We start from the raw sequence: 24,684 nt of genomic DNA, 5'->3' as shown, positions 1-24,684 counted from the left end.
ACCAGCGTTTCACCCTCAAAGGTCCGGGTTTCCAGCACCGCGACGGTGCTGTCGCCGCAGACGTAACGCATCCGTCTCAGGGTCCAGCGTTCAGGGTCGGGGTCCATGGAAGCGGGCTGGTGCAGCATCATCTCCCAATGCTCGTTGATGTAATGCTCTTCGCTCTCGGGCGGCCCAGGGGTGTCGTTCTCGCTGATCCAGCTAATGACGGGCTGGCCCCCCGGATCATAAGGCACGCTCAGCATCATGGCCCATGGACCGATCGGATCTTCAGTCGGCTGCGCATTGGAGACGCAGGCGACGAGCATGGTGGCTGTGGCGACGATGGCCGGCGTGATGCGCATGATTTCTTGCCTTCCCTGAACCCAGGGACTGTCGCTGGCGCGGCCGCCCAAGGCAAGATCATGCCCTTCTTTGTCAGGTCCCGGCGCCCTGCGGGTCGAAATGTGCGCCGGTTGACGCCGCGTCAGAAGGGGTGTTTCTGCCTTTCCGTAACACGGCGTGATCGTCGTGAGGCCATGGCGACGACAGATTGCCGGGCCTGGGAAGCTCAGGGAGACGTGCGTTGAAAATCGAGACGATTCCGGGGCTGGACGCGGCCCCGACGAAGCATCGTGGCCTGATCCAGTGGGTGGCCGAGATCGCCGCCCTGACGAGACCGGACCGGGTGCACTGGTGCGACGGGTCCCATGCCGAGGCCGACGCCATCGCCGCCGATCTGGTCGCGCGCGGCACCCTGCGCCCTCTGAATCCTGAAACAAGGCCCGGCTGCTACTACGCCGCCTCGGACCCCAGGGACGTGGCGCGGGTCGAGAGCCGGACCTTCATCTGCTCGCAGGACGAGGCCGACGCCGGACCAACCAACAACTGGTCCGACCCGGTCGGTATGCGCGAGCGCCTGAACCGCCTGTTCGATGGCTGCATGGCGGGCCGCACCATGTATGTGGTCCCGTTCTGCATGGGGCCGCTTGGGTCGAAGATCAGCGCCCTGGGCGTGGAGATCACCGACAGCGGCTATGTGGCCCTGTCCATGCGGATCATGACACGCATGGGCCAGGCGGCGCTGGACCAGTTGGGCGAGGACGGGACCTTCGTGCCCGCCGTCCATACGCTGGGCGCGCCGCTGGCGATGGGGCAGGCGGATGTGCCGTGGCCCTGCAACGACGACAAGTGGATCGTCCATTTCCCGGAAACCCGGGAGATCTGGTCCTATGGCTCCGGCTATGGCGGCAACGCCCTGCTGGGCAAGAAGTGCTACGCCCTGCGCATCGCCTCGGTGATGGCCCGCGACGAGGGCTGGCTGGCCGAGCACATGCTGATCCTGAAGCTGACCGACCCGAAGGGACGCGTGCACTATGTGGCCGCCGCCTTCCCCAGCGCCTGCGGCAAGACCAATCTGGCCATGCTGCAGCCGACACTGGCGGGCTGGAAGGCCGAGACGGTGGGCGACGACATCGCCTGGATGCGTTTCGGGGACGACGGTCGGCTGTATGCGGTGAACCCGGAGGCTGGGTTCTTCGGCGTGGCGCCGGGCACCAGCCGCAACACTAACCAGAACGCCCTGGCGACCCTGACGAAGAACACCGTCTTCACAAATGTCGCCCTGACCGCCGACAACGATGTGTGGTGGGAGGGCCTGACGAAGGACGCGCCCGACGGTCTGACCGACTGGAAGGGGCGACCCTATGATCCGGCGCGCGGCGAGCCGGCGGCGCACCCGAATTCTCGCTTCGCAGCGCCCGCGAACCAGTGCCCGACCATCGCCCCGGAGTGGGAAGACCCGGCGGGGGTGCCGATTTCGGCGATCCTGTTCGGGGGGCGCCGGGCCAGCGCGGTGCCGTTGGTGACCGAGGCCTTCGACTGGGAGCACGGGGTGTTCATGGGCTCCACGGTGGCGTCCGAAGGCACGGCGGCGGCGGAGAACCGGGTGGGCGAACTGCGCCGCGACCCCTTCGCCATGCTGCCGTTCTGCGGCTACAACATGGGTGACTATTTCGCCCACTGGCTGGCGCTGGGCGAGCGTGCGGACGCGACCAGGCTGCCGCGCATCTTCTTCGTCAACTGGTTCCGCAAGGATCAGGATGGCCGTTTCATCTGGCCGGGCTTCGGCGACAATGTGCGGGTGCTGAAGTGGATCACCCAGCGGCTGGAAGGCGAGGCCGAAGCGATCGATACGCCAGTGGGCCATGTGCCGACGGCGGCGGCGCTGGACCTTGACGGCGTCGATCTGACCGAAGCGCAGATGCAGACCCTGCTGGACGTGGACCCTGATGTCTGGAGCGAGGAGGCGGCCCTGATTCCAGCCTTCTTCGAAAAGTTCGGCGACCGCCTGCCGAAGGCGTTGTGGCGACAGCATGAAGCCCTCGTCAAACGGCTCGATCGCGCGCGGGCCGCGCGGATGGCGGCCGAATAGCTTGAAAAAGGACGCGCGCCGGTCGATGACGGCGCGTGTCATCCTCCTCAGACATTCTCATCATCGGCGCGGGCGTTCTGGGCCTCGCCACTGCGGTTGAACTGGCCCGCCGTGGACGGGGTGTGACCATTGTCGATCCCGGCGGCGACAACGCCTCGTCGGTTGCTGCGGGCATGATCGCGCCCGCCATGGAAAGCGCCCTGGAGAACACGACGCGCGAACGGGCAGACATGCTGCGCGCCGCCCGTGACCTGTGGCCTGAGTTCGCGGAGCGTCACAGCCTCATGATCTCTGCCGAGGGATCGGAGTGGCGCGGACCTGACGCTGCAGCGGTGGCCGAACGGCTGTTGGGAGCGGGATTCGCAGCCAGGGCGGAGAACGGCGTCGTCAGGACGCCGGAGGACTGGCGGATCGAGGCCGAACCCGCGCTGATTGCGCTCAGATCCGCGAAGGGCGTCACCCTGGTCCAGGGCCGGGTGGCGCGTCTCGAGACTGAGCATGGCTCCTGGCGTGCTGTGCTGGAGACCGGAAACGTGCTGTCGGCCGGCGCCGTCATTCTGGCGATGGGCGCCCATGCAGCCCCCGCCGGGCTGCCCTCAGAGGCCGCGCGCGTCCTCGGCCTGATTCGTCCCATCCGGGGCCAGCTGGAGCAACTGTTCGGACTGACTGTCGAATGCATGCGGCGTGGCCCGGGAGCCTATGTCGCGCCCATGGGCGGCGGCGTGATGGTGGGGGCCAGCATGGATTTCGATCGCCGCGACGTAGCGCCCGACGCGGTTCAGGCCCGACAGATGCTGCAGGCCGCCGCGCGCTTTTTTGACCTCACGTCCATCGGCACGCGCCGGACCCGCGTGGGCGTTCGCGGCGCCTCGCCCGACGGCCTGCCCATGGCCGGGCCGCTGGGGGAGGGGCTGTTCGCCGCCCTGGCGCCGCGCCGCAATGGCTGGTTGCTGGCGCCCGCGGTGGCCCGGACGGTGACAGCGGCCGTCCAGGGCGAACCGAAGACGGCCTTTGCGGCCGCCTTCGATCCTTTGCGCTTCTAGTTCAGCTGGAAGGTCAGGGGGATGGTGACCACGGCGCCTTCCACCGCCTGGCCGTCCACGGTGCGGGGGCTGAGGCGGAAGTGTCGCGACAGCTGCATGGCCGCCCGTCCGAAGCCGTGACTGCCCGGCGTTTCAGACATCACCGAGCAGCCGGTCAGGCTGCCCCGCGCCGTGACCGAGCACTGCAGGGTGGCGGAGCCCTCCGTTCCGTCGCGCAAGGCGCGGCCCGGATAGGCGCGCGCCATCTGATCGGACGTGGGTCGGGCGATCCAGCGAGGGTTGGCGATCACGCCGGGAGATGTGGAGGGGGCGCTCTGCGCCGGCGCGGCGGGCTGCACCGGACCCGGGGTCGCGGGAACGAAGATCGGATCAAACGCCAAACCAGTCACCGGAATGTCTGGCGGCGTGAACGGGGCCGTTTCCGTGGGCTGGACCGGATTGGGCGCCGGACGATGCACGGCCGTGGGCGGCGGCGGCGTCTGGGCCGTTTCCGGCTCTGGGGGGCGCGGACGCGGCATGATCTGCACGTCCGTGATCGTCGGCTCCGGCGTCGCTTCCGGCGCTCGCAGTTCAAACCGTTGCTGATACAGCCACACGCCGGCGGCGCCGTGCACCATGAGCGAGGCGCCGACCGCCAGCCAGACCCAGCGGGGAACCGGCCGCTTGCGGTTGTTGAAATCCAGCGGATGAACCGAACCGGCTCCGCCTGCGAGCTTCATCATCATGACGTCCACTCCCTTGTTCACAAAGGCCGGACCGCCGAGACCGACGTCCGACGAACGAAGTGTCGCGCCGGGGTTGTGGCGACTTTACGGCGACGCCTGTTCAGCAGACCGTGATATCGGAGTGAGCGATCTGTGGATCATAAGGGCCTGTTAACGAAGTTTAGGGTTTCGTTAACCAACGTAAACGACCGTCAACCTTATGAGCATCGGAGCGATTCCCTCATCCGGCGGTGTGGAGGCGGCCATCAGGCGCGCCTCCAGTGCGACCGGCGTGGACTTCGACTTTCTGATGCGTACCGCGCGCCGCGAAAGCGCGCTGAATCCCCAGGCCCAGGCGCGAACCTCCACCGCTGCGGGGTTGTTCCAGTTCATCGAGCAGACCTGGCTGGCGACCCTCAAGCAGAACGGGCATCGACATGGATACGGTCAGTACGCCGACCTGATCCACCGCGGCTCGGACGGACGCTGGCGCGTCCAGGGCTCGGCCCGCAACGTGGTCATGGACCTGCGGTTCGACGCGCATGCGGCCTCGGTCATGGCGGCCGAACTGGCCGCGTCCAACGCGGCCTATCTGCGTGGACGGACAGGGCGAGAGCCCGGCGGCGGTGACCTCTATGCGGCGCACTTCCTGGGCCCGGCGGGCGCCGCCACCCTGATGGAGGCCATGGCCACGCGCCCCGGCGCTTCGGCTGCGGCGCTGTTTCCCCAGGCGGCGGCGGCGAACCGGTCGATCTTCTACCGGAGCGGCCGCCCGGCGACGGTGGCCGAGGTTCATGCGAATCTGCAACGCACGGCGGGCGATCATCCCGCCGTGGGCGCGCCGCAGCAGCCCTCGGCGCCGTCCCCGCCGCCGTTGAGCGAACAGGACCGCATGCTGGCTGCGCGCATGGATCGGCTCAGCCAGGATCAGAACCTGCTGAACCTGTTGCTGGGGACCCAGGGCGAGGGGGAGGCGACCACATTCCTCAAGGCGTTCGCGCCGCCGGGGGAATCGCGGCAGGGTTGACAGAACGACGCTCGAAGTGACGTTCCCGTCGTCAGGGTAAACGCGGCCTTAAGGATAACGGCGACATTCTCGCGGCCTGATTTCCGGAAGCTCCCATGATCCCCTCACGCGCCCGCCTGACTGACCTGGACCTGCATCGCCTGATCAAGAGCGGGGATGATGACGAGCGGGCGACGGCGGCCCACAAGCTGTGCCGCACCATCGACCGCGCTGACCTCAGCTCCACAGACCGGGAGGCGGCCGAGAAGATCCTGCGTGTCCTGGCCGGCGACGTGGCCGAAATGGTTCGTCGAGCCTTGGCGGTGACGCTGAAATCGTCTGATCTGCTGCCCCGTGACGTGGCGCGACGCCTGGCGCGGGACGTGGACACCGTGGCCATGCCCATAATCGGTTTCTCACCCGCCTTCACCGACGAGGATCTGATCGAGATCGTGCGCGGCGGGTCGTCCGCGCGGCAGGTGGCGGTGGCCTCCCGGCCCAAGGTGTCCCGGGACGTGGCCGATGTCATCGCGTCCGATGCGGGAGAGCTGGCCGTCCGCGCCCTGGCGGCCAACGACAACGCCGACCTTTCGGAACGGAGCATGGGACGCGCTCTGGAAAGGTTCGGCCAGTCACCCGAGCTGGTGGCGGCCATGGCCTACCGGCCGGTGCTGCCCATGGCGATCACGGAGAAACTGATCGGCCTGGCCAGTGACGCGGTGCGGGAGCATCTGGTCACGCGTCACGCCCTGGCGCCCGAGACCGCCATTCAACTGGCCCAGTTCACGCGTGAGCGGGCCACGGTGGATTTGATTGACCAGGCGGGTGTCAGCACGGACCTGCCGACCTTTGTGGCCACCCTGAACGCCCGCAAGGCGCTGAACGCCTCCCTGCTGTTGCGCGGTCTGGCGCGGGGGCAGATGGCATTCTTCGAGCAGGGATTGTCGGAGTTGGCGGGCGTGGCGCATGACCGGGCCTGGCTGATGATCCATGACGCCGGGCCTCTGGGCCTGAAGGCGATCTATGACCGGGCCGGACTGCCCCCGCGCCTGTTCCAGGCGTTCCGGGCGGGTGTGGACACCTGGCGCGGCATGCAGGCTGAAGGCGTCGTTCTGAGCGGCGACCGGTTCCAGCAGCGCATGCTGGAACGGTTCCTCACCCAGCGGCCGAATACGCCGCGCGAGGACCTGACCTATCTGCTGGAGCGCCTGGACCGGACGCCGGAGCCGGAGATGCTGGCCGCCAACGCGGCCTGAGGCTACGCCTTGAAGGCGGCGACCTGCCCTTCCAGTTCTTCCGCGAGAGCGCGGCCGACCGGATGGTCGTCGGTCTGGATCTTGTCACGCACCACCGCCTTGATGGCCTGGATATGGGCCTGCAGCAGAGGCAGCGGCGCATCCATGCGCTGTTCGGCGTTGTCCAGCAGTCGGCACATGGAGCCGGCCAGCCGCGTCACCAGCGGATACTGATAGGTGCCGCCCAGACCCTTGAGATCGTGGGCGCGGAAATACAGCCCTTCGGCGGTCGCGACTGTGTAGCCGTCGGTCTGGATGGCGGCCCAGGCCGTATCCATCTTGTCGAGCTCGTCCTGCAGCCAGGCGCCGAACTGGTCGGCCATGGCCGCCAGCGCTTCTTCCGCCTTGGCGATGGCGCCGGCGTCAATACCGCCGAAACCGCCGCCCACTTTCTGGCGGAGGGTGTTGGGGGGCTGGATGACCTGGGCGGACTTGTTCACGGCGGAGACTCCAAGAGCAGTTCTCCGCCAGTCTGCACCCGCAGGTTTAAGAAGCGGTGACTCAAGCCGTGAATTGTTCGGCCAGAACCCGTTCCTCGAACGATCGGTCGGCATCGAACAGCATGGTCAGGGCGATGTCACGCCGTTCCCGCACCTCGACCTTGCGCACCCGTCGAACCTCAAAATTATCCGCTACGGCGCTGACCGGACGCTTGTCAGCCTCGAGCACATCGAAGCAGACTTCGGAGCTGTGCGGCAGCAAGGCGCCCCGCCAGCGTCGGGGTCGAAAGGCGCTGATGGGGGTCAGGGCCAGAACCTTGGCGTCGAGCGGAATGATCGGGCCATGGGCGGAAAGATTGTAGGCCGTCGAGCCGGCCGGTGTGGACACCAGCACGCCGTCACAGATGAGTTCCTCTAGCCGGACGCGCCCGTCAACAAGAATGCTCAATTTGGCGCTCTGGCGGGTCTGGCGCAACAGCGACACCTCGTTGATGGCCAGACCGACCTGGACCTGGGCCTCGCTGGTCCAGGCCCGCATCTCCAGCGGATGGATGACGGTGGCGATGGCTCCTGTCAGGCGCTCGATCAGGGCGTCTTCGCCATAGTCGTTCATGAGAAAGCCGACCGAACCGCGGTTCATGCCGAAAACCGGCGTGCGGCGGTGGATGTGGGTGTGCAGCATCTCCAGCATGAACCCATCGCCGCCCAGCGCCACGATCACGTCAGCGTCCTCCTCCGGGACGGACGGATAGCGCCTTGACAGGGCGTCGCGAGACGCCAGGGCCTCGGGCCGATCACTGGCGACAAAGGCGATGCGCGGGGAGGGTGGAAGAATGCTCACAGCCCAGTGCAAGCGGACGCGGAGCCGGAAGTCAAACGCGCGCTGTCGATCAGGCGGCGCGATTGGCGCGGAAAGCCCGCGCCGCACTTTCGCCCGAACGCTCCAGCAACCGCGGCTTGCGCAACTCCCCGGCCGGCAGGCCGCCGGTGAGCTTGCGGATTTCGTCCACCATCGCAGGGAAGACCGCCCGGTCGATGCCCACGGCGGCGCAGGCAAGCCTGAGCGGCTCCGGCGTGTCCGCCCGCACGGCGTCGCGAACCTGGGCCAGCGCAAATCCACCCATGATTGACAGGGCGTGCTCGAACAGGCTCAGCCGCCCTTCGCGGATCGCGCGGATCAGATAGCCCGGTCTGAGCTGGCCCGAGGCGTCCATCTTGGCCACCAGCCGTCGCTCCATCTCGTCTCGGGCGGGATTGTCGTCCAGGTCCGGGGGCGGGGCCTCGCCCTTTCGGGCGTAGGCGGCGCGCACCGCCTCATCAATGGCGTCGCTGAGAGCCGGCGCGTCCACGCGAAAGCGGTCCTGGATGGCCTGTCGCAAGGCCTGGCCGACCCAGCCGTAGAGCTCCTGCGCCAATTGGTCGTTCATGGCCGGATGCCGCACCAGGGGCGCGCGGAGGGCCGCGATGCGCTGGGACGCCTCCACCAGCCGGCGGACAGCGGCCTCGCTGACCTCGGCGGTGCGGTTCGCAGCCAGGGCGGTCATCACAGCGGGTTCGCCGCCCTCAATGATGGCGTCGGCGATGCGGCCGCTGATGCGCGGCCGGCGGGCAACCTCGATCTGGTGCTCGATGGTGCACTCGACCAGGATCTTCAACAGTTCCTGATCCCTCAGAAGCGGGCTCGAGGCGATCACCGGGCGCGCGATCGAGATTTCGTCCAGGGCCAGGGTGTTGATCAGGGCCGGCGGCGCCCAGTCCGCCTTCGCAAGGCATTCCGACAGGGTGCGCCGAATGTCCCGCTCGGCCCTGGCCGCAAGGGTCAGAAAAATTTCGCTCAGGAGGGCGTGAGACGGGTCTCCGGGACGAGGCGGATTAGCCTCACACAGGGCGGCGACGCCGCGCAGCAGACGTTGCTGATCCGCCGTGTCGCGGCTCCGGGCCAGCGCCAGAAGGTCTGCGGGAGCGGGTTTGACGCTGGACAGTTCAGTGGCCACGACACGCCTTTCGGGATTCGGCGGCGGACCGCCACGGTTCAGCTTTGACGCGGTGGGAGTGAAAAGGGGGTTAACGCGCCGCTAACCTTGACGCTCGCGTCGTGTGGCGCGACGGTGACGGTTCAGAGGGTTGCTTTGGGAGACGGTCATGGCTGATGACGCATCACCTTCGCTGAAATCCAGGGTTTCGGAGGCCGAGTGGCGAACGCGGGTTGAGCTGGCGGCGCTTTACCGGCTGGTCGCCTTGCACGGGTGGGACGACATGATCTTCACCCATGTCTCGGCCCGTGTCCCCGGGCCCGAGCATCACTTCCTGATCAACCCCTATGGCTACTACTTCGACGAGATGACGGCCTCGCTGCTGGTCAAGGTCGATCTGGACGGAAACGTGGTTCAGGAGACTACGAATTTCATCAATCCGGCGGGCTTCACCATCCATTCTGCTGTCCATGCGGCGCGCGAGGATGCAAAATTCGTCATCCATCTGCACACGGACGCGGGGGTAGCGGTGGCGGCGCAGAAGGACGGGTTGCTGCCCCTCAGCCAGAACGCCTGCCTGCTGCAGCATCAGGTGGCCTATCATGGCTATGAGGGCTTGGCCCTGAACCATGACGAGCGTGAACGTCTGGTGGCTGATCTCGGCGACAAGTCCCTGATGTTGCTTCGTAATCATGGTACCCTTGCGGTGGGCGAGACGGCGGCGGCGGCCTGGGTGGGAATCTTCTTCCTGGAGCGGGCCTGCCGTCAGCAGATCGGCGCTCTCAGCGCGGGCCGGGACGGCGTTCTGTTCGCCCCGGACGCGGCTCAGGCCGAAACGAAGGAACAGGGCCAGGCGATCGGCTTCATCTCTTCGCTGGCGTGGCCCGGCGCCCTGCGCCAGTTGGACCGGCGCTCACCGGGATACGACGCCTGATCAGGGGCGTCAGCGGGGCGGCGGCCGCGCTGGCGGCCCTGGCGTCGCAGGTCGCCCACGCGGGCGCCTGGCCGACGTCCAAGGGCGAGACCCAGGTCATTCTCAAATTCGAGACCATGCGGGCCGAGGATGGCTTCGACCTGTCCGGCGTCCGCGCGCCGCTCCCCGCCGAACAGGTCGATCAGGTGCTGGGCCTGTTCATGGAATACGGCCTGACCGACCGGATCACCCTGCAGGCAAAAAGCGACTGGCAGGACGGCAAGGACGCCTTCGTGGATTATCAGGGGCGCGGGCCGGTGGAACTGGGCGTTCGGGTCAATGTCTGGCGAGACGACTGGACGGTGCTCAGCATCTATGCGGGCTACGCTTGGGGCGGCGATGCGCGCAACGCCGTCTATGCGCCGCCGGGCGCGGGGGACAGCGACTGGGACCTGCGCGTAATGGGCGGACGGTCTTTCGCCTGGCGCGGCGCCTTCGTCGAGGTGCAGGCGGCGCGGCGCTTGCGGGAGGGACTGCCGGACGAGACGCGGCTGGACCTGACCGCCGGAGCCGAATTGGCGCCCGGCTGGAGCGTGCTGAACCAGGTGTTCGCCGGTCGCAGCGAAGAGGGAGCCGAGTGGGCGAATTTGGAGACCTCCGTGGTGCGCGCTTCGGGGGCCTGGAGCCTTCAGGCCGGATGGCGCCAGACCGTGGCTGGCCGCAATGTTCCGGAGTCCCGAGGGCCGATGCTGGCTGTATGGCGCCGGTTCTGACAAAACGCATCCGAAAGCGACGGATTCCGTAACTTCATCACGTTACTGCAATCGGGCTTGCCTCTACGGGCCAGGCCGATAAGGGCTTGCCTTCTCCCCAACGCGCCGGACCGGTCATTGTGCTGAAACGACATTTCTTTCTGTTCGCGGCCGTCGCGGCCGTCGCCCTCATGGTGCTGGCGGTGGTCCTGCGCATGGCCTTTGCGGGCGAGGAGGGCGGCGGTCCGGGCGGCCCCGGGGGCGGACGCGGAGCCCAGGAAGTCGCCGAGATTCGCGTGATCGACCGCGCTTTCAGCGACAGTTTCGAGGTTCTGGGCGTTGCCCGCGGGCGCCGGTCGGTGGACATCACCTCCCGCACCACAGAGTTGATCACGCGGGTCTTCTTTTCGGATGGCCAGCGGGTTGCCGCAGGCGCGCCCCTGGTGGAATTGCGCGCAGACGAGCAGGATGCCGGCATTATCGAGGCCGAGGCGCGGGTGCGTCAGGCGCGCCGCGACATGGAGCGGTGGGAGAGCCTGGCTGAGCGGGGCATTGCGCCGCGCGTGACGGCCGAACAGGCCCGCACCGATTTCGAAACCGCCGAAGCCGCCCTGGAGGGCGCCCAGGCCCGACGCGGCGAGCGGCTGATCCGCGCCCCGTTTGCGGGCGTTCTCGGACTCACCACCGTGACCCCTGGCACGCTGGTGAACCCCGGCACGGTTATCGCCACCCTGGATGACCTTTCGATTGTGCGGGTGGATTTCCAGGTGCCCGAGCGCTACCTGCCCCTGCTGCGGCCCGGCGTGGCCATCACGGCGCGGGCGGACGCCTACCCCGGGCGCGAGTTTTCGGGCCGGATCGCCGATCTGGACACCCGCATCGATCCCCAGACCCGCGCCCTGACCGCGCGAGCCGAATTTCCCAATCCCGACATGTCCATCCGGCCGGGCATGAGCATGCGGGTCTCGGTTGTGCAGGGCGAACGCTCGGCGCCAGCGGTGCCCGAGGCGGCGGTGCAGTATGAGGGCTCCGGCGCCTTCGTCTATCGGATCGCTTCGGACGGCGAGCGCAGCACCGCCCAGCGCATCGAGGTCCAGGCCGGCGCCGTGGAGGCCGGCATGGTCGAGATCATCCGGGGCCTGAGTGTGGGCGACAGGGTCATCAGTTCGGGCCTCAACCGCATTCAGCCCGGCGCGGCGGTCCAGGTCGCCGGCGCTTCGAACGCCCCGGCGACGTCGCAGGACGCCGCCGTCACCCGGACCTCCGCGCCATGATGCTGTCCGACGTCGCCGTCCGCCGTCCAGTCTTCGCCGCCGTCGCGGCGATCGTGCTTTGCGTCATCGGCGCGGCGGCGTTCTTCTTCCTGCCGGTGCGCGAACTGCCGAACGTGGATCCGCCCATCGTCTCGGTCAGCACCAACTATCGGGGCGCCTCGGCCGAGGTGATCGAGAGCCGGATCACCGAGCCCATCGAGCAGCGTATCGCGGGCATCCAGGGCATCGAGCGCGTCACATCCTCCAGCCGTGATGGCCGCTCGCGGGTCTCCATCGAGTTCTCCCTGGACCGCAATATCGACGATGCGGCCAATGATGTGCGCGACCGCATCTCGCGCGTTCTGGGCAATCTGCCGGCCCAGGCGGATCCGCCCGAGGTGGCCAAGGCCGACGCCGACGGGCAGCCCATCATGATCCTGTTCCTGCGGTCAGAGACCATGAACCGGCTGGAGCTGACCGACTACGCGGATCGCTATCTCGTTGACCGGTTCTCGGTGGTCCCGGGCGTGGCCGCGGTTCAGATCTACGGCGACCAGGAATACAGCATGCGAATCTGGCTGGACGCCGCCGCCCTGGGCGCGCGGGGTCTGACCGTGTCGGACGTCGAAGCCGCCCTGACGCGCCAGAACATCGAACTTCCGGCCGGCACGCTGGAGTCCGTTGACAAGGACTACACGGTCCGCGTGGCGCGCAATTATTCCACGGCTGCCGAGTTCGCCAATCTGCCCGTCAGCAGCGCCGGCTCAGGTGAAGGGACCTATGTCACACGCCTCGGCGACATCGCCCGGGTCGAAGAGGCGCCCGCAGAGGATCGCCGCCTGTTCCGGGGCAACGGCCTGGATCAGATCGGCCTGGCCATTACGCGTCAGTCCCAGGCCAATGACCTCGAGATTTCCGAAGGCGTCCAGGCCCTGTTGGCAGAAGTCCAACCCGGTTTGCCGGATGGCAGCGAACTGGTTGTGGGCTCTGACAATTCGGTCTTCACCAAGCACGCCATCGACGAGGTGTGGATCACCATCGGCATCGCCCTTGCGCTGGTGGCGCTGGTCAATTTCATCTTCCTGGGCACACTGCGGGCGGCGCTCATTCCGTCGATTGTGGCGCCCATCTGTCTGCTGTCCACGTTCATCATCCTGGCGCCTTTCGGCTTCTCGCTGAACCTCCTGACCCTGCTGGCGCTGGTGCTGGCCATCGGCCTGGTGGTGGATGACGCCATCGTCGTGACCGAGAACATTCAGCGCCGCATCGACCATGGCGAGCCGCCGCTGGTGGGCGCCGAACGCGGTGCGCGCCAGGTGTTCTTCGCCGTGGTCGCGACCACCGTCGTGCTGATGGCGGTGTTCGCGCCGCTGATGTTCCTGCCCGGCTATGTGGGGCGCCTGTTCGTGGAGCTGGCGGTGGCCGTCACCGCGGCTATCTTCTTCTCCGCGTTCCTGGCGCTGAGCCTGTCCCCCATGATGGCGTCCAAGATTCTGAGACCGGCGTCGGGGCAGGGCTGGCTGGCGCGCAAGGTCGACGGGGGCATGGACGCGCTGAAGCGGTCCTATCAGGCGTCTCTGGACGGACTTCTGAACGCCCGGTTCGCCGTGGCGGGTGTGGGCGCGGTGATCATCCTGGTCATGATCGGCTCTGCGGCCATGTTCATGAGTCTGCCCAATGAACTGGTGCCGAACGAGGACCGCGGGCGTGTCATGGTGCGTGTGCAGGGCCCCGAGGGCGCAGGCTTCAATTACACGCGCGACATCATGCTGGGCCTCGAGCCCCAGCTGGCCCGGTACCATCAGTCCGGTGAGGCGCACTCCTACATGATCTCGGCGCCCGGCTGGGGCGGAGGGTTCAGCAGCGGCAACGCCATTCTGGCCCTGTCCGACTGGAGCGACCGTGACCGATCAGCGGACGAGATTGCGCAGGAGCTGAATCGCAACCTCCGCAACCAGACTGGCGCACAGGTCAATGCGTCCACCCCGGGTTCATTCCAGCGGGGCGGCGGGGGTGGCAACTCGGTGCAGTTCATCATGGTCGGCGCCGAATACGAGCGGCTCTACGAGTGGGTTCAGCCCATCATGAATGCGTCGCTGGACAATCCGGGCCTGTCGCGGCCGCGTCTGAACTATGAGCCGAATGCGCCTCGCCTGCTGGTCGATGTCGATCCGCAACAGGCGGCCGCCCTGGGCGTATCCTCCCAGGACATCGGGCGGACGCTGGAAACCATGTTCGGATCACGCCGCGCCACCACCTACATCCGGGATGGTCAGGAGTACGACGTCATTCTGCAGACCGCGCGCGAGAACCGCGCGAGCATCGACGACCTGCGCTCGCTTTACGTGACGACGGGTTCCGGCCAACTGGTGCCGCTGTCGGCGGTCGTCCAGACCCAGACCTCCGGTGACACGCCGGACCGCCGTCGTCTGGATCGCCAGCGCGAGATCACCCTCAGCGCCGACCTGAACCCCGGCTACACCATCGCCGATGCGGTGGAATGGTTCGAGGCGCAGGCGGCGGAGCAGCCGCAGGGCGTTGCCACGATCCGCTGGGGCGGAGCCGCGCGGGACCAGGCCGAGGCTGGCGGCGCCGTCGCCCTGGCCTTCGGACTGGCTCTGGTTCTGGTGTTCCTGGTTCTGGCGGCCCAGTTCGAGAGCTGGATCACCCCGGCGGTGATCATGCTGACTGTACCCCTGGCCGCCGCAGGCGGCCTGTTCGGCCTGGTCATGGCCGGGTCCAGCCTGAACATCTACTCCCAGATCGGCCTGATCATCCTGATCGGCGTGGCGGCCAAGAACGGCATTCTGATCGTGGAATTCGCCAACCAGCTTCGGGATCAGGGACGAACGGTCAAGGAGGCGATCGTCGAGGCTTCGGCCCTGCGGCTGCGCCCGATCATCATGACCTCCATCGCCACGGCTTTCGGCGCCTTGCCGCTGGTCCTCTGGCAAGGGGCCGGCGCGGCCAGCCGCCAGACCATCGGCGTGGTGATCTTCTCCGGCGCCCTGTTCGCGACCCTGTTGACCCTGTTCGTGGTGCCGGTGATCTACGGCGCCCTGGCGCGCTTCACCCGCTCGCCGGAGTACACGGCCCGCAAGATCGAGGAATGGGAAGCGCAAGAGATAGCCGCGAACGACGGCTTGAAGCACGCGGCGGAGTGAGTCACCGGACCCGGCCGGTTCTGAGGGCGCGAGCCCAGTCGGGTCGCCCATTCGCCTCGGCGGTGCGAGCGGCGCCTTCCCAATCATAGGGGACAGCGATCAGGTCGACTGTCCAATCGCTGCCTCGCGCCTCGAGCATGGCGTAGCGAGCGTGCGGAGAACCGGCTTCGACCACGTGCGGGTGAGGTCTGTCGTCATCATAGGCGGGCAGGCCGACACTGCCTGGATTGATGATAAACGGCCCGTCGTCCAGCTGGAAAAGTCCGGGCAGGTGCGTATGGCCACACACGATCACCGCCGCCCTCGTCGCGGCGGCGCGTTCCCGAACTTCGTCCACCGTGGCCGGGCGAAGACCGGTCTCCTCTACGGTATGCAGAAAGTACTCCACGTCGCTGCGCGGGGTGCCGTGAACCATGAGGATGCCGTCCTCCAGACGGAGAGCTTCCGGAAGCTGGGCAAGCCAGGCAAGCTGATCAGCTCTGAGGGAAGCTCGCGCGTGACGGTCCGAAGCGCCCATGTGTTCTGTGGAAGACGTCAGAACCTGCCGTTCGTGGTTGCCGCGGATGGTCGGCAGATTCAACGCCATCAGACGGTCTGCGGTCTCGCTCGGATAGAGTCCTCCGGAGCAGATGTCGCCGAGGTTGACCATGCTGTCGAAGCCGCGCCTCTCGGCGTCAGCCAATACGGCGTCCAGAGCAGCCAGATTGCCATGAATGTCCGACAGGACGGCGATGCGCGTCATGAAACGTCGACATCCGCTCCATAGCCGGTCTCGACCTTCAGCCAGGCGATCAGGTCGCGGCGATCCGTTTCATCGCGAACCCCTGCAAAGGCCATCTTGTTGCCGGGCAGGAAGCTGCGGGGGTTGTTCAGCCATTGATCCAGCTGTTCCGCCGTCCAGGTGAAGTCCGCCTCGCGCAGGGCGGGGGAATAGTTGTAGCCCTCCACCGACCCGGCCTGGCGCCCGAATACGCCCCACAGATTGGGGCCCGTCAGGTTCGGCCCGCCCTCGGGCAGGGTGTGGCAAGACCGGCACCGGGCGAAGACGCGCCGACCGTTCTCTGTGTCGGCCTCGCTATAAGGCAGTGGAAGGGACGCCAGGATGGCGGTGCGTTCCTCGTCCGTGAGCACGCGGGGCTCTGCCGCGGGCGTGGCGGCGGTGGGGGCTGTATCTGGGACGGTACTGTCCGATTGCCCGCAGGCCGTCATCACAATCGCGGTAGAGACCGCCAGCCAGCCACAGGGCTTCATCACGAACCTCGGAGGTGATGGTGCCGGTTGCAGGAATCGAACCCGCGACCTTCGGTTTACAAAACCGCTGCTCTACCAGCTGAGCTAAACCGGCGCTTCGGCGTGGGGTTATGAGGGGTGCGGCCCGCGACCGCAAGCCATCCGGTCAATCCAGTTCCGCGGCGATCCCGTCGGCCAGCGCGCGTAAGGTGTCCGTCTCCGCCATGGGCGCATGGCCGTGGCCCTTCAGGGCGCGGTCGGCCCAGCGGGGCACGATGTGGAAATGCAGATGGAAGATGGTCTGGCCGCCGGCGTCGCCGTTGAACTGGCTGATGGTGATCCCGTCGGGCTTCAGGGCCTTGTCCACCGCCACCGACAGCCTCCGCACCGCCTCGGTGATGCGCATCAGCACATCGGCCTCGATCTCCAGCATGTTGCGGGCGGTGGAGGTCTTCGAAATCACCAGCACATGACCCTCGGACTGCGGAAACACGTCCATGAAGGCCAGCACGTGGTCGTCCTCCCACACCGTCACCGCCGGGATGTCGCCGCGCAGGATCTTCGCGAAGATGTTGTCGGGGTCATAGGCGCCGTGAAGGCTCATGGGCGGGCTCCTTCTGTTGCTTGTCCAAGCATAGGTCAGGCGGACCGGAACGGCGAGTATTCCGCCGTCATGGCCTCGATCTCGGCGGCGACGGCGGGGCGTTCCTGATCCAGATAGTTGGCCACCGGCTCGCGCAGCAGCGGGTCGGCGATGTGGTGGGCCGAGTAGACCGGCGTGGGCAGATAGCCGCGGGCCATCTTGTGCTCGCCCTGGGCCCCCGCCTCGACCCGGGAGAGGCCCTGCGCGATGGCGAATTCGACGGCCTGATAGTAGCACAGCTCGAAATGCAGCAAGGGTCGGTCCTCCAGGGTGCCCCACTGGCGGCCATACAGGGCGTCGCGGCCGATGAAGTTCAGCGCCCCCGCTATGGGCCGCTCGCCGTCGAAGGCCATGACCAGAGCGATGCGGTCGCTCATCCGTTCGCCGATCAGGCTGAAGAACGCCCGGTTCAGATAGGGCCGGCCCCATTTGCGGTCGCCGGTGTCCAGGTAGAAGGCGTGGAAGGCGTCCCAGTGCGCCTCGGTGATGTCGCGCCCGGTCAGCACACGGATGTCCAGCCCCGCCTGCGCCTCGCGCCGCTCGCGCCGGATGGTCTTGCGCCGGGAGGAGGAGAGGGCGGCCATGAAGTCGTCAAACGCGCCATAGCCGTGGTTGCGCCAGACGTACTGCATGTCCTGACGCAACAGCAGGCCCTGCGCGCCCATCAACCGCCACTGGTCGGCGTCGGGGAAGTTCACATGCAGGGATGAGGCGCCCGTGCGGTCGCACAGGGTGCGCGCGCCCTCCAGCAGGGCGGCGCCCACCGTAGCGGCGTCGGTCTCCGGCGCGTTCAGCAGGCGCGGCCCTGTCGCCGGGGTGAAGGGCACCGCCGACAGCAGCTTGGGATAATAGCGTCCGCCGGCCCGCTCATACGCATCGGCCCAGGCGTGGTCAAAGACGTATTCGCCCTGACTGTGCCCCTTCAGGTAGAGCGGCATGACGCCCAGCACGGCGTCGCCCGGCCCATGCAGGGACAGGTGGCGCGGGCCCCAGCCCTGCGCCTCCACCGCACAGCCCGCTTCCTCGCAGGCGTTCAGGAAATCGAAGCCCACGAACGGGTCGCCCGTGGGCGCCGCGCAGGCGTCCCAGGCGCCCTGGCCGATCTGGGCGATGCGGCCGTGGACCTTCAGGATGAAGTCAGCGTCGGTGCTCACCGCACCTCGACGACGGCGTCCACCTCGACGGCGAAGCCCAGCGGCAGGCGATAGACGCCCACGGCCGAGCGGGCATGGCGGCCCGCATCGCCGAACACATCCACCATCAGGTCGGAACAGCCGTTGATGACCTTGGGGATCTCGATGAAGTCGCCCGCCGCCTGGACGAAGCCGCCCAGCTTGACGATGCGCACCACACGCTCAAGGTCGCCGTCGCAGGCCGCCTTGATCTGGGCCACCAGATTGATTCCGCACAGGCGTGCGCCGGCCACCGCCGTTTCCAGGTCCACGTCGTCGCCGACCGTGCCCTTGATGCCGCCGTCCGCATCGTTCGACAGCTGGCCCGAGATGTGGACCAGATTGCCGGCGCGCACGAAGGGCACATAGTTGGCGACCGCGGCAGCCGGTTTGGGCAGGTCAATGCCGAGGTCTTTGAGGCGGGCTTCGATGGTCATGAGGGCTCCTGAGGCTTTGCAGGGGATTTAGACGTCCCGCCGCCCCGCTTCAACGCCCGCCCGGCCACGACGGCCCCGGCGCCGAATTTTTCCCTCAGGGCGTCGATAGTGGTTTCGGTCTTCAGGGCGCGGGTCTGGTCCTCGGCGAACAGGCCTGCGGGGGCGTCCTCGGCGTCCGCGATGTCCGCCATGCCGATGCCGATCAGGCGCCACGGACGGCCGATCTCGGGCTTCAGCAACTCGCGGCCCACGGCAAACAAGCCGCGCGCCGTCTGGATCGGGTCGGGCACGGTGCGCCGCCGTGTGTAGAGGCGGAAGTCGGTGGCCCGCAGCTTCAGCACGATCACCCGACTGGCGACCCCGTCGCGCCGGGCCTTGGCCGCCAGTTTCTCGCACAGGGGCCACAGCTCGGCCTCCAGCGATTCCAGGGTGCTCAGGTCGTCGTTGAAGGTGGTCTCGGCGCTCATGCCCTTGCGGTCGTGGTCCGGGTTCACAGGCCGGGCGTCGCGGGCGTGGGCCAGATCGTGCAGGCGCAGGCCGGACTCCCCGTAGCGCCGCACCAGATCCTTCACCTCCGCGCGGGCCAGATCGCCGACGGTGGCGTAGCCGTCGCTGCGCAGGCTCCTGGAGAACACCTTGCCGACCCCCGGCAGGATGGTGACAGGCTTGTCGGCCAGCAGGCTCTTCGCCTCCGCCGCGCCGATCACCGAGAAGCCGCGCGGCTTGTCCAGTTCCGACGCGATCTTGGCGAGGAACCGGTTGGGCGCCAGGCCGATGGAGACGGTCAGGCCGGTCTCGTCCTCGATCTGTTTCTGCAGCCGGATCAACTGGAAGGCGGGGGGCCCGCCATTCAGCCGCTCGGTACCCGACAGGTCGGCCCAGGCCTCGTCCAGCGACAGGGTCTGGATCAGGGGCGTAAGTTTGGCGAGCGCTCCCAGAATGCGGCCGCTCTCGTGCTTGTACCTGGCGAAGTCGGGCTTGATCACCACCGCATCAGGGCAGGCCTTCAGCGCCTTGAACATGGGCATGGCCGAGCCGACCCCGTACAGCCGCGCCACATAGCAGGCGGTGGACACCACCCCCCGCTTGCCGCCGCCCACGATCACCGGCTTGTCACGCAGTTCGGGCCGGTCTCGCTTCTCCACCGAGGCATAGAAGGCGTCGCAGTCCAGGTGGGCGATGGTTAGCCGCTGCAGCTCCTCGTGGACCACCATGCGCGGCGATGCGCACGCCGGACAGCGCGAAACCGCTCGGTCGCCGGTCCACAGACAGTCGCGGCAGATGGCCTTCATCGCGCGGTGCTCGCCCTTCACGCCAACTTAAGGATGCCCGGCCATGATGACGCCTGAATAAGACGCGGCCGGTCCTACACATATAGGGGCCGGCGAAGCGTGGCGGCAGGGAACAGACCGGTCGGTGATGATGTCCAAGAAAGTCCTCATCGTCGAGGATAACGAACTGAACATGAAACTCTTTCATGATCTGCTCGATTCCCAGGGCTACGAGACCCTGCAGACCCGCGAGGGCCTGCAGGCTCTGGCCCTGGCGCGCGAGCATCGCCCCGACCTGATCCTCATGGACATTCAGCTGCCCGAGATCTCCGGCCTGGAGGTCACCAAGTGGCTCAAGGAAGACGAGGATCTGGCCCATATCCCCGTGGTCGCCGTCACAGCCTTCGCCATGAAAGGTGATGAAGAACGCATCCGGGAGGGGGGGTGTGAAGCGTATATCTCCAAGCCCATCTCGGTGATGGGCTTTCTGGACACCGTGAAACGGTATGTGTCGTAACGAGGCAGGCCTATGACCGCGCGCATTCTGGTGGTCGATGATGTCGAGGCGAACGTCCGCGTGCTCGAGGCCAAGCTGACGATCGAATACTACGATGTCCTGACCTGCTCCGACGGCCCGACCGCGCTCGAGATCGCGGCCCGCGACCAGCCGGACATCATCCTTCTGGACGTCATGATGCCCGGCATGGACGGGTTCGAAACCTGCCGCAGGCTGAAGGCTGATCCCGCCACGCGCCATATCCCGGTCGTCATGGTCACCGCCCTGGACGGCCGCGAGGACCGCATCAAGGGGCTGGAGGCCGGAGCCGACGACTTCGTCACCAAGCCCATTGATGACGTGGTGCTGTTCGCCCGTGTCCGTTCGCTGAGCCGGCTCAAGCTGGTGATGGACGAACTGCGCGAGCGCGAGGAATCCGGCCGCCGCCTGGGCCTCGAGGAAGGCTCCGCCCGCATGCGCGGCATCGGCGGACGCGTCCTGATCGTGGACGACAACGAGCGTCAGGCGAAAAAGATCTTCGATCAGCTCAAGGAAGAACACCGCCCGGTGATCGAATCGGACGCCGGCAACGCCCTGATGGCGTCGCGCGGACCGGTCGATCTGATGATCATCAATGCGGCGGCCGACAGCTTCGACGGCCTGCGCCTCGCCGCCCACATTCGATCGGCCGAAGCCAGCCGGCACCTGCCGCTGCTGATCATCATAGAACCTGAGGACCGGGCGCGCCTGGTCAAGGCTCTGGAGCTGGGCGTCAACGACGTGCTGACCCGGCCCGTGGACGCCCAGGAGCTGGCCGCCCGCGCCCGCACCCAGATCCGGCGCAAGCGCTATACCGACTTCCTCCGCGACAAGCTGGATCACAGCCTGGAGATGGCCGTCACCGATCCGCTGACCGGGCTCCACAACCGGCGCTACATGACCACCCAGCTGCAGGCCCTGGCCACGCGCGCCTCTCGCGGCGGCGAACCGGCGGCGGTGATGGTTCTGGACATCGACCACTTCAAGGCGGTCAACGACGGCTTCGGCCATGACGCGGGCGACGAGGTGCTGCGGGAGTTCGCCGTGCGACTGGCCACCAATGTCCGGGCCATCGACCTGCCATGCCGGTACGGCGGCGAGGAGTTCGTGGTGGTCATGCCCGGGGCGTCGCTGGCGGCCGCCGAGCGGGTGGCTGACCGCATCCGCCGCGACATCGGCGGCGCGCCGTTCCGCATCATGGGCGGGCGAGAACTGCTGACCATCACGATTTCGGCCGGGGTCGCAGCGACCGACGGCCCCTATGACACGCCCGAAGCCCTGCTGAAGCGCGCCGACGAAGCGCTCTACGAGGCCAAGGCCTCCGGGCGCGACCGCGTCATCGCGAGAGCCGCCTGAGTCTTCAGACCACCAGGGTCCAGCCCAGGGGGCGCAGGATCTCCATGGGGCGGAAGCGGCCCTTGTAGTCCATCTTGGTGGAGCCCTGCACCCAGTAACCCAGATAGACATAGGGCGCGGCGATCAGCTCGGCCTGACGCAGATGGTCCAGCACGGCGAAGACGCCGAGGCTGCGGCGTTCCAGCCGGGGATCGAAGAAGCTGTAGACCATGGACAGGCCGTCCGAGAGCAGGTCGGTCAGGCACACGGCCACCAGCTCGCCCGGCCCGCCGTCGTCCGAGGGCCTGCGGTATTCGATCAGATGGGTTCGCACGGCCGTGTCCTCGACCATGGCCACATAGTCCTGCCAGGTCATGTCGGTCATGCCGCCGCCGGGGTGGCGGGTGGTCAGGTAACGGCGCAGCAGATCGAACTGCTCCATGGTGGCCTCGGCCTCGACCAGTGCGCGACTGAGGTCGGCGTTGCGGTTCAGCACCTTGCGCTGGGACCGGCTGAAGACGAAGTCGGCCACCGGCAGGCGCACCGAGACGCAGGCGTCGCAGGTTTCACAGGCGGGGCGATAGGCGATGTTCTGGCTGCGGCGGAAGCCGGCGCTGGTCAGCTGGTCGTTGACGTCTGCGCCATCCGAAAAGGGCAGGTTGGCGAACACCTTCCGCTCCACCTGCCCGGGCAGGTAGGGACAGGGCGCGGTGGCGGTCATGAAGAACCGCAGCTGCCTTGTCGGAATGTGTCGGGTCACGCTCCCATAACCTGCACGAAATCAGGTCGACACTGCGACCTGGATGGATTTGGGGCCAAATCGCCGCCCGCCGCAAGCGCCTTCGCGCGAGAGGCGGGGCGGCGGGTCACAGACTGGTGTCCGCGGGCAACACCGGCGCCTCGCGCAGCAGCACGATGGCGATGCGGCGGTTGCCTGCCAGGGTCGGGTCGTCGGGATAGAGCGGGTCGGAGCCCGCCTTGCCGGAGACCTGATAGACCCGGTCGGGATCGACCCCGGCGCCCTGCAGGATCTGGCGGGAGGAGTCGGCGCGGGCCGAGGACAGGGACCAGTCGCCCGGGGCGCTGGCCCGGCGCTGGCCGTCCGCGGCGCTGGTGTGGCCGGTGACGGTGACACGGTTGGGCAGCTGGTTGATGACGCGGGATACGGCGCGCAGCAGCACCCGGGCCCGCTCGTTGGGCTGGGCCGAGTTGTTGTCGAACATGGACCGGCCTTCCTGATCCACCAGCTGGATGCGCAGGCCCTCGGGAGTCTGGTCGATGATCAGGTGGCGCGACAGCTCGGCCAGCTCAGGCATGTCCTGCATGGCCTGGCGCAGGGATGCGGCGGCGCTTGCGAACTCCCGAGCCTCGCGGCGGGCGATCTCCTCGCGCAGTTCCGCCTCGGTGACGGCGGCGAGGTTGCTGCTCTGACCCGCGTCCTCGACCTGGTCGGGGGCTTCGGGGGCCAGCTGTTCGATGACCGAGCGGGAGCCGGAGCCCTGGGCCCCGTCGTCGCCAAGCGCGGTGCCGCCCAGGATGCCGCCGGAGCCGCTGGTGGTGGAGGAGACGCTGGCGGGGGCGAAGTACTCGGCGATGCCGCGCTTCTGCTCCGGATCGGTGGTGTTGATCAGCCACATCAGCAGGAAGAAGGCCATCATGGCGGTGACGAAGTCGGCATAGGCCACCTTCCACGCGCCGCCGTGGTGGCCGTGGCCGCCGCTCTTCTTGACCTTCTTGATGAGGATCGGACGATCGCTCATGGACATGGAACGCACCCCGCAATGGTGAGTCGACCCTGCCTGAATGAGGTTAAGGCGGGGTTTCCCGAAACGGGACTGTTGCCACCGCCGCCCGCGCCGCCTAGGTCCGGGGGAGCCGACCGTGGAGCCTGCGTGACCATCGATCCCCAGACCGACGCCGACGTGCCCGAGCCCGTGGCCTATCGCCGGGCGCTGGGCGGCTTCGCAACCGGCGTGTGCGTGGTGACGGCGAACACCGCCGACGGCCCGCTGGGCGTCACCATCAACAGCTTCACCTCGGTGTCGCTGGAGCCGCGCCTGGTGCTGTGGTGCATGGACGAGGGCTCGCAACGCTGGAAGGCTTTCGCGGGGGCGGAGCGATTCAGCATTCATGTGCTGGGCGCCGATGATCGGCACATGGCCGCCCGGTTCGCGCGGGGCGACTGCGTGCTGAGGGGCGATGAGTATGATCGGGCGGGCGACGGCGCGCCGCGCCTGAAGCACGCCATCACCCGGCTGGACTGCCGCACCCATCAGCGCCTGCCCATGGGCGACCATATGACCATCGTGGGCGAGGTGGAGAGCTTCGCGGCCGAGGGCGGAGACGGGCTGGTGTTCTTCCGGGGACGATACGGCCGCATCGGAGAGGACGGACTGTGAAGATCGCATTCGCCGGACTGGGGGTCATGGGCGGGCCCATGGCCGGGCATCTGGTCCGGGCCGGGCACGCCGTGACCGGCTTCAACCGCTCGCCGGACAAGGCGCAGGCCTGGGCCGAAAAGACGGGCGGGGCCGTCGCGCCCACCGTGGCCGGGGCGGCGGCGGGAGCCGAGCTGTTCATCCTGTGCGTGGGCGATGACGACGATGTGCGTCAGGTGGTGGGCGAGGCCCTGCCGCATCTGGCCGGGGGCGCGGCAGTCGTGGACCACACCACCACCTCGGCCACGGTGGCCCGCGAGATGGCGGCGCTGGCGGGCGGCGGCGGGCGGGCCTTCATCGACGCCCCGGTGTCGGGCGGACAGGCGGGCGCCGAGAACGGCCAGCTGACGGTCATGGCGGGCGGCGACGCCGCGGCCTTCGCCCGGGTCGAGCCGGTGCTGGCAGCCTATGCCAAGGCCATGCGCCTGATGGGGCCGTCGGGGTCCGGGCAGCTGACCAAGATGGTCAACCAGATCTGCATCGCCGGTGTCGTTCAGGGCCTGGCCGAGGCGGTCCACTTCGCACAGAACGCCGGGCTCGATCCCGAGGCGGTCCATGCGGCCATCTCCAAGGGCGCGGCCCAGTCCTGGCAGATGGACAACCGCTGGGCCACCATGAGCCGGGGGGAGTTCGACTTCGGCTTCGCCGTGGACTGGATGCGCAAGGA

25 protein-coding genes and 1 tRNA gene are annotated in these 24,684 nt (G+C 67.7%); 12 read left to right on the top strand and 14 right to left on the bottom strand.

All coding sequences use genetic code 11. The features are described 5' to 3' along the window. Positions 1–344 (bottom strand): hypothetical protein (locus C0461_RS07155; protein ID WP_292105211.1); only part of this gene is annotated, 344 nt, incomplete at its 3' end. Between the two features lie 221 nt (positions 345–565). Here C0461_RS07155 and C0461_RS07150 point away from each other — a divergent pair. Together C0461_RS07150 and C0461_RS07145 are read left to right on the top strand one after the other, a co-directional pair. Further along, entirely contained in the window at positions 566–2,413 is a 1,848-nt protein-coding gene (locus C0461_RS07150; protein WP_292105210.1) for a phosphoenolpyruvate carboxykinase (GTP), read from the top strand. Positions 2,414–2,448: 35 nt separating this feature from the next. Continuing rightward, complete coding sequence (locus tag C0461_RS07145; protein WP_292105208.1) at positions 2,449–3,456, top strand: FAD-dependent oxidoreductase; 1,008 nt, start codon at positions 2,449–2,451, stop codon at positions 3,454–3,456. Here C0461_RS07145 and C0461_RS07140 read toward each other — a convergent pair. After that, positions 3,453–4,181, bottom strand: a complete 729-nt coding sequence (locus tag C0461_RS07140) for a TonB family protein (RefSeq protein ID WP_292105206.1) — start codon at positions 4,179–4,181, stop codon at positions 3,453–3,455. The genes C0461_RS07145 and C0461_RS07140 overlap by 4 nt on opposite strands. 199 nt (positions 4,182–4,380) lie before the next feature. On the opposite strand from C0461_RS07140, the gene C0461_RS07135 reads away from it, so the two are divergent. Together C0461_RS07135 and C0461_RS07130 are read left to right on the top strand one after the other, a co-directional pair. Beyond that, complete coding sequence (locus C0461_RS07135; RefSeq protein WP_292105205.1) at positions 4,381–5,187, top strand: transglycosylase SLT domain-containing protein; 807 nt, start codon at positions 4,381–4,383, stop codon at positions 5,185–5,187. Positions 5,188–5,282: 95 nt separating this feature from the next. After that, positions 5,283–6,422 (top strand): DUF2336 domain-containing protein, encoded by a 1,140-nt coding sequence (locus tag C0461_RS07130; RefSeq protein ID WP_292105203.1) that lies wholly within the window; start codon positions 5,283–5,285, stop codon positions 6,420–6,422. A 2-nt stretch (positions 6,423–6,424) separates the two neighbouring features. Here the strand turns inward: C0461_RS07130 and C0461_RS07125 are convergent, their stop codons facing one another. The 3 genes from C0461_RS07125 to C0461_RS07115 form a co-directional block, all read right to left on the bottom strand. Next, a complete protein-coding gene (locus tag C0461_RS07125) occupies positions 6,425–6,901 on the bottom strand; it encodes an Hpt domain-containing protein (RefSeq protein WP_292105202.1) in 477 nt (158 codons plus the stop codon). A gap of 61 nt (positions 6,902–6,962) precedes the next feature. Next, positions 6,963–7,742 carry an NAD kinase gene (locus tag C0461_RS07120; RefSeq protein WP_292105201.1) on the bottom strand — a complete coding sequence of 260 codons (780 nt, stop codon included), beginning with the start codon at positions 7,740–7,742 and terminating at the stop codon, positions 6,963–6,965. A gap of 49 nt (positions 7,743–7,791) precedes the next feature. Next, positions 7,792–8,895 (bottom strand): DUF2336 domain-containing protein, encoded by a 1,104-nt coding sequence (locus tag C0461_RS07115; protein WP_292105200.1) that lies wholly within the window; start codon positions 8,893–8,895, stop codon positions 7,792–7,794. 148 nt (positions 8,896–9,043) lie between these two features. On the opposite strand from C0461_RS07115, the gene C0461_RS07110 reads away from it, so the two are divergent. The 4 genes from C0461_RS07110 to C0461_RS07095 all read left to right on the top strand — a co-directional run bounded on the left by C0461_RS07110 (position 9,044) and on the right by C0461_RS07095 (position 14,956). Continuing rightward, on the top strand, positions 9,044–9,808 hold the full coding sequence (locus C0461_RS07110) for a class II aldolase/adducin family protein (RefSeq protein ID WP_292105198.1): 765 nt from the start codon (positions 9,044–9,046) through the stop codon (positions 9,806–9,808). Then, positions 9,754–10,560 (top strand): hypothetical protein, encoded by an 807-nt coding sequence (locus C0461_RS07105; RefSeq protein WP_292105197.1) that lies wholly within the window; start codon positions 9,754–9,756, stop codon positions 10,558–10,560. Before C0461_RS07110 ends, C0461_RS07105 begins: the two co-directional genes overlap by 55 nt. 119 nt (positions 10,561–10,679) lie before the next feature. After that, positions 10,680–11,813, top strand: coding sequence for an efflux RND transporter periplasmic adaptor subunit (locus C0461_RS07100; RefSeq protein WP_292105196.1), 1,134 nt, complete (start codon positions 10,680–10,682; stop codon positions 11,811–11,813). Beyond that, the gene (locus C0461_RS07095; RefSeq protein WP_292105214.1) at positions 11,813–14,956 is read left to right on the top strand and encodes an efflux RND transporter permease subunit; all 3,144 of its coding nucleotides are present in this window, start codon (positions 11,813–11,815) and stop codon (positions 14,954–14,956) included. The genes C0461_RS07100 and C0461_RS07095 overlap by 1 nt, the downstream gene beginning before the upstream one ends. A gap of 1 nt (position 14,957) precedes the next feature. Here C0461_RS07095 and C0461_RS07090 read toward each other — a convergent pair whose 3' ends face one another. From C0461_RS07090 to C0461_RS07060, 7 genes are all read right to left on the bottom strand, one after another. Next, positions 14,958–15,698: a metallophosphoesterase family protein gene (locus tag C0461_RS07090; RefSeq protein WP_292105195.1), complete on the bottom strand. Its 741-nt coding sequence runs from the start codon at positions 15,696–15,698 to the stop codon at positions 14,958–14,960. Beyond that, a complete protein-coding gene (locus C0461_RS07085; protein WP_363377862.1) occupies positions 15,695–16,087 on the bottom strand; it encodes a cytochrome c family protein in 393 nt (130 codons plus the stop codon). Before C0461_RS07085 ends, C0461_RS07090 begins: the two co-directional genes overlap by 4 nt. Positions 16,088–16,225: 138 nt before the next feature. Further along, positions 16,226–16,301, bottom strand: a tRNA-Thr gene (locus C0461_RS07080). A 51-nt stretch (positions 16,302–16,352) separates the two neighbouring features. Continuing rightward, a complete protein-coding gene (locus C0461_RS07075; protein ID WP_292105194.1) occupies positions 16,353–16,790 on the bottom strand; it encodes an HIT family protein in 438 nt (145 codons plus the stop codon). A gap of 35 nt (positions 16,791–16,825) precedes the next feature. Further along, positions 16,826–17,983, bottom strand: coding sequence for a GNAT family N-acetyltransferase (locus C0461_RS07070; RefSeq protein WP_292105192.1), 1,158 nt, complete (start codon positions 17,981–17,983; stop codon positions 16,826–16,828). Beyond that, positions 17,980–18,438 (bottom strand): RidA family protein, encoded by a 459-nt coding sequence (locus C0461_RS07065; RefSeq protein ID WP_292105190.1) that lies wholly within the window; start codon positions 18,436–18,438, stop codon positions 17,980–17,982. Before C0461_RS07065 ends, C0461_RS07070 begins: the two co-directional genes overlap by 4 nt. After that, on the bottom strand, positions 18,435–19,730 hold the full coding sequence (locus tag C0461_RS07060) for a DNA polymerase IV (protein ID WP_292105189.1): 1,296 nt from the start codon (positions 19,728–19,730) through the stop codon (positions 18,435–18,437). The genes C0461_RS07065 and C0461_RS07060 overlap by 4 nt, the downstream gene beginning before the upstream one ends. A 130-nt stretch (positions 19,731–19,860) precedes the next feature. Between C0461_RS07060 and C0461_RS07055 the strand changes: the two genes are divergently transcribed. Continuing rightward, entirely contained in the window at positions 19,861–20,226 is a 366-nt protein-coding gene (locus C0461_RS07055; RefSeq protein WP_292105212.1) for a response regulator, read from the top strand. A gap of 12 nt (positions 20,227–20,238) precedes the next feature. Continuing rightward, positions 20,239–21,600, top strand: coding sequence for a PleD family two-component system response regulator (locus tag C0461_RS07050; RefSeq protein WP_292105188.1), 1,362 nt, complete (start codon positions 20,239–20,241; stop codon positions 21,598–21,600). Positions 21,601–21,604: 4 nt separating this feature from the next. On the opposite strand, the gene C0461_RS07045 is transcribed toward C0461_RS07050, so the two are convergent. After that, complete coding sequence (locus C0461_RS07045; RefSeq protein ID WP_292105186.1) at positions 21,605–22,339, bottom strand: arginyltransferase; 735 nt, start codon at positions 22,337–22,339, stop codon at positions 21,605–21,607. A 106-nt stretch (positions 22,340–22,445) separates the two neighbouring features. Further along, a complete protein-coding gene (locus C0461_RS07040; RefSeq protein WP_292105184.1) occupies positions 22,446–23,345 on the bottom strand; it encodes a flagellar motor protein MotB in 900 nt (299 codons plus the stop codon). Between the two features lie 126 nt (positions 23,346–23,471). Between C0461_RS07040 and C0461_RS07035 the strand changes: the two genes are divergently transcribed. Then, on the top strand, positions 23,472–23,978 hold the full coding sequence (locus tag C0461_RS07035; RefSeq protein WP_292105182.1) for a flavin reductase family protein: 507 nt from the start codon (positions 23,472–23,474) through the stop codon (positions 23,976–23,978). Next, positions 23,975–24,684 (top strand): NAD(P)-dependent oxidoreductase (locus C0461_RS07030; protein ID WP_292105180.1); only part of this gene is annotated, 710 nt, incomplete at its 3' end. The genes C0461_RS07035 and C0461_RS07030, both read left to right, overlap by 4 nt.

It is taken from the genome of Brevundimonas sp., assembly GCF_013823285.1.
Classification (GTDB): Bacteria; Pseudomonadota; Alphaproteobacteria; order Caulobacterales; family Caulobacteraceae; genus Brevundimonas.
The sequence above is the reverse complement of the archived record's forward strand: the minus strand, read 5'-3'. Positions and strand labels throughout refer to the sequence as shown.

What these genes read in the sequence shown, in the direction of transcription:
- C0461_RS07140 (WP_292105206.1), bottom strand. Translation starts at nt 4,181, where the DNA reads ATGATGATGAAGCTCGCAGGCGGAGCCGGTTCGGTTCATCCGCTGGAT.
- C0461_RS07135 (WP_292105205.1), top strand. Translation starts at nt 4,381, where the DNA reads ATGAGCATCGGAGCGATTCCCTCATCCGGCGGTGTGGAGGCGGCCATC.
- C0461_RS07130 (WP_292105203.1), top strand. Translation starts at nt 5,283, where the DNA reads ATGATCCCCTCACGCGCCCGCCTGACTGACCTGGACCTGCATCGCCTG.
- C0461_RS07110 (WP_292105198.1), top strand. Translation starts at nt 9,044, where the DNA reads ATGGCTGATGACGCATCACCTTCGCTGAAATCCAGGGTTTCGGAGGCC.
- C0461_RS07095 (WP_292105214.1), top strand. Translation starts at nt 11,813, where the DNA reads ATGCTGTCCGACGTCGCCGTCCGCCGTCCAGTCTTCGCCGCCGTCGCG.
- C0461_RS07090 (WP_292105195.1), bottom strand. Translation starts at nt 15,698, where the DNA reads ATGACGCGCATCGCCGTCCTGTCGGACATTCATGGCAATCTGGCTGCT.
- C0461_RS07075 (WP_292105194.1), bottom strand. Translation starts at nt 16,790, where the DNA reads ATGAGCCTTCACGGCGCCTATGACCCCGACAACATCTTCGCGAAGATC.
- C0461_RS07065 (WP_292105190.1), bottom strand. Translation starts at nt 18,438, where the DNA reads ATGACCATCGAAGCCCGCCTCAAAGACCTCGGCATTGACCTGCCCAAA.
- C0461_RS07060 (WP_292105189.1), bottom strand. Translation starts at nt 19,730, where the DNA reads ATGAAGGCCATCTGCCGCGACTGTCTGTGGACCGGCGACCGAGCGGTT.
- C0461_RS07055 (WP_292105212.1), top strand. Translation starts at nt 19,861, where the DNA reads ATGTCCAAGAAAGTCCTCATCGTCGAGGATAACGAACTGAACATGAAA.
- C0461_RS07050 (WP_292105188.1), top strand. Translation starts at nt 20,239, where the DNA reads ATGACCGCGCGCATTCTGGTGGTCGATGATGTCGAGGCGAACGTCCGC.
- C0461_RS07040 (WP_292105184.1), bottom strand. Translation starts at nt 23,345, where the DNA reads ATGTCCATGAGCGATCGTCCGATCCTCATCAAGAAGGTCAAGAAGAGC.